This is a genomic window from uncultured Proteiniphilum sp. (assembly GCF_937873925.1).
GTDB lineage: Bacteria > Bacteroidota > Bacteroidia > Bacteroidales > Dysgonomonadaceae > Proteiniphilum.
This window is the reverse complement of record NZ_CALNAT010000083.1, coordinates 21,630-28,971: the sequence shown is the minus strand read 5'-3', so window position 1 is coordinate 28,971 and position 7,342 is coordinate 21,630. Positions and strand designations below refer to the sequence as shown.

The following is a 7,342-nucleotide window of genomic DNA, read 5'->3' as shown; positions in this document are numbered from 1 at the left end:
CACCGCCATGCACATTGCGGCGGTAAGCCAGATTACCAGCCTGCTGTTCCCCGCATCGAATGCCTCCCGGGTGAGAAATATGGGATTTTCATTTTCAGGCCCGAAAGGATTGAACAGATCGATTCCGGCAATGAGCGCCGGGCTGATCTGCGAAAGTGAGATCTCTGCATCGACCGTGATCTGCGGCAGCATCATCCGAGCCTCCACACCATCAAAAGAGAGCATATTAAACCGTTCGGTAAATGCCGGTAGGTTCTCCTCCCGCAGTGTCAAGCCGGCAGCATAGGTATGTCCACCAAAATTTTCCAGGATATCACGGCATGATTCAATTGCTTTATATACATCGAACCCGGGAACAGAGCGCGCTGATCCGGAGATCATTCCTCCCGACTTGGTGAGCACCACTGCCGGCCGGTAATATCTCTCGGTCAGCCTCGATGCCACAATTCCGACTATCCCCTTGTGCCATGTCTCATTATAGATTACAATACTCTTCTGTTTAGCAATATCAATATAGCTATAGATATATGCTATCGCCTCCTCCGTGATCTTCTTGTCCAGCTCACGACGGTCTTCGTTATACTTATCAATATTCTTACTCTTCTCCCTGGCGGAAGTCATGTCATTCTCAATCATCAGATCCACCGCCTCTTTTCCGTTCATCATCCGCCCCGATGCATTGATACGCGGCCCTATCTTGAAGACGATATCGTTCACGGTAATCTGCTTGCGTTGCAGCCCGCAGATCTCGATTATACCCCGCAGTCCGAAGCTGGGATTAGAGTTGAGCTGTTTCAGCCCATGATACATCATGATGCGGTTCTCACCCGTAAGAGGAACAATATCGGAAGCAATGCTTACTGCCACCAGGTCGAGCAGGGGTTCAATATCGGAAAAAGGATATCCGTTTCGCTGTGAAAAAGCCTGCACCAATTTAAAACCCACTCCGCAACCCGACAGGTCGTTATACGGATAGGTCGAATCAAGCCGTTTTGCATCCACAACGGCTATGGCATCCGGAAGCCGATCATCCGGCATGTGATGATCGCAAATAATAAAATCAATACCTTTTTCTTTGGCATAGGCAACCTTACTTACTGCCTTAATACCACAATCGAGAGAAATAATGAGTTTTACACCCGTCTCAACGGCATAATCGATTCCCTGAAACGAAATGCCATACCCTTCATCGTACCGGTCAGGAATATAATAATCAATATTACTTGTAATCCCCCGAAAGAACTTGTACACCAACGAAACAGCGGTCGTACCATCCACATCATAATCCCCGTAAATAAGGATCCGCTCTTTGTTCCCCAGAGCCCGCTCAATCCGTCGGATCGCCACATCCATATCAGGCAACAGAAAAGGGTCATGCAAATCCTTCAGTTTAGGATACAAAAATCCGATTGCTTCTTCCTTTGTCTCTATACCTCTCTTAATAAGCAACTCAACAAGAACGGGATGTAAATTTAATTCTTTCGCTAATTCATTTTTTTTATTTTTTTGGTCGTGTGTAAGGGTTGAATAATTCCATCTGTAAGTCATTTATATCGTTTTTTTCTTTTCTCTCGAATCCCGAATCGGCTTCGGGGACGCGGCAACCGACCCATAAACAGTCCTGCCACAAAGTATCCCGGTAATGGTTAGTTGATACACCATTCCGAAGTTGTAAAGGTAATACTATTTTTTTTCTTTTCCGGTTATTTCATACGATTAAAATTATTTATTTGCACTAAAGTTAGATATTTGCACGCCCTGGCAAAGTACAAACAAGTTTGACTTTGCTCACTTGGCTTAATGCAAATAGTTCAAATGTATCGTATGACAATTGAAGCGAAGCGGAAATCGCCGACTTCATTTGAAAATCTTAGCCGGAGGCAACTCGATTTTAATCAGGTTCTTGTGTGAGAACGGTTCTCATGCTCGTTTCTAACAATAAATAACCCATTTTCCACGATTCAATTCTTATTCGTACCTTTGTATATCAAATTGTGCAAGATATGGAGATAGCGGCACTGGTTTCCGGAGGAGTAGACAGTTCGGTTGTAGTACATCAGCTAAAAGAGATGGGGTACAACCCCACTATCTATTACATAAAAATAGGGATGGAAGACAAAGACGGCTACATCGATTGCCCGTCGGAAGAAGATATTGAGATTGTATCGTTTATAGCCAGGAAATATGGTTGCCGTTTTGAGATCGTATCGCTTCATGAAGAGTATTGGGACAGTGTGGTACGCTATACTATCGATTCCGTGAAACGGGGATTGACCCCCAATCCCGACATGATGTGCAACAAGCTGATCAAATTCGGCGTTTTCGAACAGAAATGGGGCCATCAGTTCGATAAAATAGCGACCGGCCACTACGCCACCACCACGGAACGGGACGGGTTGACGTGGCTTTCTACGGCGAAAGACCGTGTAAAGGATCAGACCTATTTTCTGGGGCAGATAAGCTACCTGCAGGTTTCCAAACTGATGTTCCCGATCGGGGGACTACTCAAGTCGGAAGTGCGGGCTATCGCCACACGCGAGAAGTTACCTTCAGCTCAACGTAAAGACAGCCAGGGGATCTGTTTCCTGGGAAAAGTGAACTACAATGAGTTCATAGAGCGCTATCTGGGCAGGAAAGAGGGGCTTATCGTAGAGCTGGAGACCGGAAATATCCTGGGAAAACATCAGGGATTCTGGTTCCACACCATTGGCCAGCGTAAAGGGCTCGGGCTGAGTGGCGGCCCCTGGTTCGTGATCAAAAAGGATATACAGAGGAATATCGTCTATGTTTCCAAAGGGTATGACACGAAGTATCAGTACGGAGAGCTCATCAATCTGCAGGGATTTGAATTCATCACCAAAGATATATGGGGTGATTTTGAAGATGAAAAAGAGATTACCTTCAAAATAAGACATACACCGGACTTCACACCGGGGAGAATTTCAAGGATCGGCGACATATACCGTATTCATTCCTCCGAACCGGTACAAGGAATCGCTGCCGGCCAGTTCGGAGTGGTTTATGATAAAGAGAGAAAGCTGTGCCTCGGAAGCGGCATGATCTACTAATGTGCCAATATGCCAATGTGAATAATGTGAATAATGTGAATAATATACCAATAAAACTGGATGATATAATGATTTAATTAGCACATCGGCACATTGATAAATTAGCACATTAGTTTAGTCTTGGCTCTTTACTCTAAATATTTATTCAAATGAAACGAGCATTTATTTTGGTTTTCCTTTTTTTCCTGTTATTCATGCCCAAAATGCAGGCGCAATTTGAAGGCACCTTCGGATTGGGCGTTCATGCCGGCTATGGAGCGGAAATCAACAGCATAGGAGGGGGTATGCATGCCCATTATTATTATACAAACAATATACGGTTTACCCCATCGTTCTCCTATTTCCTCGAACGAAAAGGAGAAGGTATGTGGATGACGGATGCCGACGCGCATTATATCTTTCCCGTTTCTTTCTCGGCCTCGTTATACCCGGTTGCCGGACTCCATTACTCCCAATGGAAGTACGATGCCTCAAAGAACGACGGCCTTCCCGGGGAGGATTGGACAAAACATCGCTTGGGGATCAACCTGGGCCTTGGTTTCCAACATGACATCGCCTACAAGGTACGGGCTAATTTCGAATTAAAATACCAGTTCATCCCCGATTACTCACAAGTAGTCTTTACGGCGGGAATCGGTTTCTGGTTTTAAATAATAAAGAGTAAAGTATTCCAAAACGGTTTTATCCGTTCAAAAAATGCGTTGAAACACTTGAATTGATTTTGTTTCTTAAGAGAACAAAGAGTAAAGACGCTTTGTTAATTTAATGATTTACTGATGTGAAAAATCGGAAAGGTACTTATAAAAAGAAAAGTCTTGATTCCTGGTTCTAAATTCTAAATAAAGCAATTAATGAAAGATTTCATTACCAACGAAATAAAAAAAGAGAACGCTGTGCTGGTAGGGCTTATCACACCTGATCAGAATGAAGAGAAGGTGAATGAATACCTCGACGAACTGGCCTTTCTGGCCGAAACGGCGGGGCTTACTCCCGGAAAACGATTTGTACAACGGTTAGAGATGCCCAATACGGTAACGTTCGTGGGAAAGGGAAAGCTGGAAGAAATAGGGAACTATGTAAAAGAGGAGGAGAATGAGGTGGGTGTAGTCATTTTTGATGACGAACTATCGGCGCGCCAACTTCGTAATATCGAGAAGGAGCTCAAAATCCGCATCATGGACCGTACCAGCCTCATTCTGGATATATTCGCCATGCGCGCCCAGACGGCACATGCCAAAGCCCAGGTGGAACTGGCGCAGTACCAGTATCTGCTGCCGCGGCTGACCCGTATGTGGACTCACCTCGAACGGCAACGGGGCGGGGGCGGCACCATCATGCGCGGACCGGGTGAAACCCAGTTGGAAACCGACCGACGTATCATTCTCGACAAGATCTCCCGCCTGAAGCAGGAACTGAAAGAGATCGACAAACAAAAGACCGTCCAGCGCAAGAACCGGGGAAAACTGGTACGTGTAGCGCTGGTGGGATACACCAATGTAGGAAAATCCACCCTGATGACCCTGCTCAGCAAGAGTGAGGTTTTTGCCGAAAACAAACTCTTTGCCACACTCGATACTACCGTACGTAAGGTAACCATTGAGAACCTGCCGTTCCTGCTTACAGACACCGTCGGTTTTATCCGTAAACTCCCCACCCACCTGATCGAGTCGTTCAAATCGACCCTCGACGAGGTGCGCGAAGCCGATATCCTGCTGCATGTGGTGGATATTTCACATCCCGCTTTTGAAGAACAGATAGAGGTGGTGGAGAAAACCCTGTTCGAGATCGATGAAACCGAGAAACCTTCCATCCTCGTCTTCAATAAGATCGACGCTTTTTCCCATGTGGTAAAGGAAGAGGACGACCTCACGCCGAAAAAACGGGAGAACTACACTCTCGAAGAACTTAAACAGACGTGGATGAATAAAATGAAGGAGAACTGCATCTTTATTTCGGCCAGGAACAGGGATAATATCGACGAGTTGAAAGCACTGATCTATAATAAGGTAAAGGAAATACACATTACACGGTTTCCTTACAATGATTTCCTGTATCAGAACTACGAAGAGGAATAAAGTGAGCCGCGTAATCAACTGTTTACTGCCATGTAGTATAAGGCTTTTTCATCAACATAGAATTGTAATATCTGGCGTCTCCGGTTACTTCTTCGCCTAACCAGTGTGGTTTTTCAAACTGATCGTCTTCACTGGATAGTTCCACTTCTGCAACGACGAGACCCTGATTTTCACCATAGAATTCATCTACTTCGAAAGTAAATTCACCGGATTTCACCTCATAACGGGTTTTATCGATTATTCCCGGTTCGCAAATGGTAAGCAATTCTTCCACTTCAGCCACAGGGATCTCTTTTTCCCATTCGTAGCGTGAAGCCCCGCTTGCATTTGCTATGCCTTTGATGGTAATATACCCATTGCCGCCTTTGATACGCACGCGTACGGTACGCTCCGGAACGGAGGAGAGATACCCCTGGATGACCCGTGTCTGTTTTTCTGCTTCGCTTTTGAAAGCATCGGACTTGACCAGAAATTTTCTTTCTATTTCTTGTGCCATAATTCTATAAAATTAGTTTGCCAATGGTTTGTTTATTACCCGATCACACGTTTGACCGCTTGCAGGTAGTTGCTTGAAAGCGGGAAATACCTCTTTGTTCATCCAGCAAACCGGCATATCGTCGTTCAGCATGATCACCTCCTCTTCTCCGCTTATCCTGAATCACGACCTGCATTATAATCTTATCTTCCTCGCATAATACATGATCACCGCAAGAATAGCAAACAACCCCAAACTGCCGGCTAAGAGAGAGTAGCTTTCCATCCGGATCAACAGGAAAACAAAAACATACAGAAAAGCCAACAGTGATCCCACCAATACTCCCTGTTTCCGGTTCCTAAGTATAGCCCCCATATGAAGCGTGATCATAATAATGGTCATGAGTGCGGCCACGGCGTATGCAAGGTTAAAACCCCATATTTCGGACATCGAGAGGAGTAAAGCGTAAAAGAGTACCAATGCCAATCCGACAAGTAAATAGTGAAACGGGTTGACCGGATTTTTCTTGATCAGTTCTATAAAAAGCACTACCACAAATGTGAGCAAAATAATCAACACCGCATATTTCACACTTCGTAAATTCTGCTGGTACTGATCGACCGATTGAATGAATTTCACTCCGAAGAGGGATGAAGCCACCAGATTGATTGCCGAACTGTCCTCAGCACGTACAACCTGCCCGTAACTACGGTTAAGATCCAGCACTTTCCAATTGGCGGAGAAACCCTCCTTCGTAATTTCATGGCTCGCAGGCAGGAAATCGCCACCGAAACTCGGCGTTGTCCAATCCGATTGAAAGGATACCGTCGTCACTTTTCCTACCGGCACAACGTATAATCCCATCGATCCGTTCAGATACAACGTTACGGAAAACGGTATTTTTTCATTCCTCATCGTATCTCCGGGCAGTGAATCCGGCCGGACATTCAATCCGGCGGCAAAGATCCCGGTAGAAACATTGGGTGCTGCCACCGATTTTTCTGTTTCGGGAAGGTACTCATTCAAAGCCGGGTTCGGGCCGGTAAATAAATTTTCCACCGGGATCCCAGGCTCCATGGCAAAGGATTTCCCGTTCAGTTGTAATGAAACCGTCTCGCGAATACCTTTCAGATCAGTGACTCCCATGATAACACGGGCTTTGTCAAACCTTATATCTTCTTTTTTGATACCCGCCTTTTCAATCTCTCCCCTATCGAAAGCGCCCGTCAAAGTAATCTCGGCTTTATAGACCGATGCGTCATAAATGCCGCGTTTACGTTTTTCCACTGCCGCATCCCCTTGTATATCCAGCGCTTCGGGAAATAAGAGGATATCCTTGGTAACAATTTCACGTTTATCATTCACCATCCGTTCCTGCGTATACGGAATAGCGATACACGGCCCGGTAATGACCTGCTCCCCGCTCCATTTCGAGGTAATTTCCTGAACGGCGCTGGTTTTAGTGAATTTTCGCTCATTGATAAGCCCGCGGATCATTCCTAACGGGATCAACAGTAAAAGAGTCAGGAATCCTATTACCACCAGCTTAATACTTGCGGAATGGCGTTCGATGAAACTTCTCTTATTTCCGCTCCCCTCCGGTGGGGGTGGTGAGGTCTGATTTGAAGAATTCGTTGTTTCCATATGATTAATTGTTTAGAATAAAAAACTGTTTGATTGGTAAATAAGTAGATTTACCGATGGGCAGATTTGAATCATCACCT

At 45.4% G+C, this 7,342-nt stretch carries 6 protein-coding genes; 3 read left to right on the top strand and 3 right to left on the bottom strand.

Features of this window, described 5'->3' with window-relative positions:
* Positions 1 to 1,548: single-stranded-DNA-specific exonuclease RecJ (gene recJ, locus Q0502_RS05990; RefSeq protein ID WP_298648416.1), on the bottom strand; the 1,548-nt coding region annotated here is incomplete at its 3' end.
* Positions 1,549 to 1,991: 443 nt separating this feature from the next.
* On the opposite strand from recJ, the gene mnmA reads away from it, so the two are divergent.
* The 3 genes from mnmA (at position 1,992) to hflX (ending at position 5,143) form a co-directional block, all read left to right on the top strand.
* Positions 1,992 to 3,068 (top strand): tRNA 2-thiouridine(34) synthase MnmA, encoded by a 1,077-nt coding sequence (gene mnmA, locus Q0502_RS05985; RefSeq protein WP_366521768.1) that lies wholly within the window; start codon positions 1,992 to 1,994, stop codon positions 3,066 to 3,068.
* A 149-nt stretch (positions 3,069 to 3,217) separates the two neighbouring features.
* Positions 3,218 to 3,718: an outer membrane beta-barrel protein gene (locus tag Q0502_RS05980; protein ID WP_298648412.1), complete on the top strand. Its 501-nt coding sequence runs from the start codon at positions 3,218 to 3,220 to the stop codon at positions 3,716 to 3,718.
* Positions 3,719 to 3,919: 201 nt separating this feature from the next.
* Positions 3,920 to 5,143, top strand: coding sequence for a GTPase HflX (gene hflX / locus Q0502_RS05975; RefSeq protein WP_298648409.1), 1,224 nt, complete (start codon positions 3,920 to 3,922; stop codon positions 5,141 to 5,143).
* Between the two features lie 22 nt (positions 5,144 to 5,165).
* Here hflX and Q0502_RS05970 read toward each other — a convergent pair whose 3' ends face one another.
* Together Q0502_RS05970 and creD are read right to left on the bottom strand one after the other, a co-directional pair.
* Positions 5,166 to 5,639, bottom strand: a complete 474-nt coding sequence (locus Q0502_RS05970) for a CYTH domain-containing protein (RefSeq protein ID WP_298648406.1) — start codon at positions 5,637 to 5,639, stop codon at positions 5,166 to 5,168.
* Between the two features lie 174 nt (positions 5,640 to 5,813).
* On the bottom strand, positions 5,814 to 7,262 hold the full coding sequence (gene creD / locus Q0502_RS05965) for a cell envelope integrity protein CreD (RefSeq protein ID WP_298648404.1): 1,449 nt from the start codon (positions 7,260 to 7,262) through the stop codon (positions 5,814 to 5,816).
* Positions 7,263 to 7,342: the final 80 nt, after the last annotated feature.

Bases quoted from the DNA above. Each gene is read 5' to 3' on its own strand.
- Q0502_RS05980 (WP_298648412.1), top strand. From the start codon at position 3,218: ATGAAACGAGCATTTATTTTGGTTTTCCTTTTTTTCCTGTTATTCATG.
- hflX (WP_298648409.1), top strand. From the start codon at position 3,920: ATGAAAGATTTCATTACCAACGAAATAAAAAAAGAGAACGCTGTGCTG.
- Q0502_RS05970 (WP_298648406.1), bottom strand. From the start codon at position 5,639: ATGGCACAAGAAATAGAAAGAAAATTTCTGGTCAAGTCCGATGCTTTC.
- creD (WP_298648404.1), bottom strand. From the start codon at position 7,262: ATGGAAACAACGAATTCTTCAAATCAGACCTCACCACCCCCACCGGAG.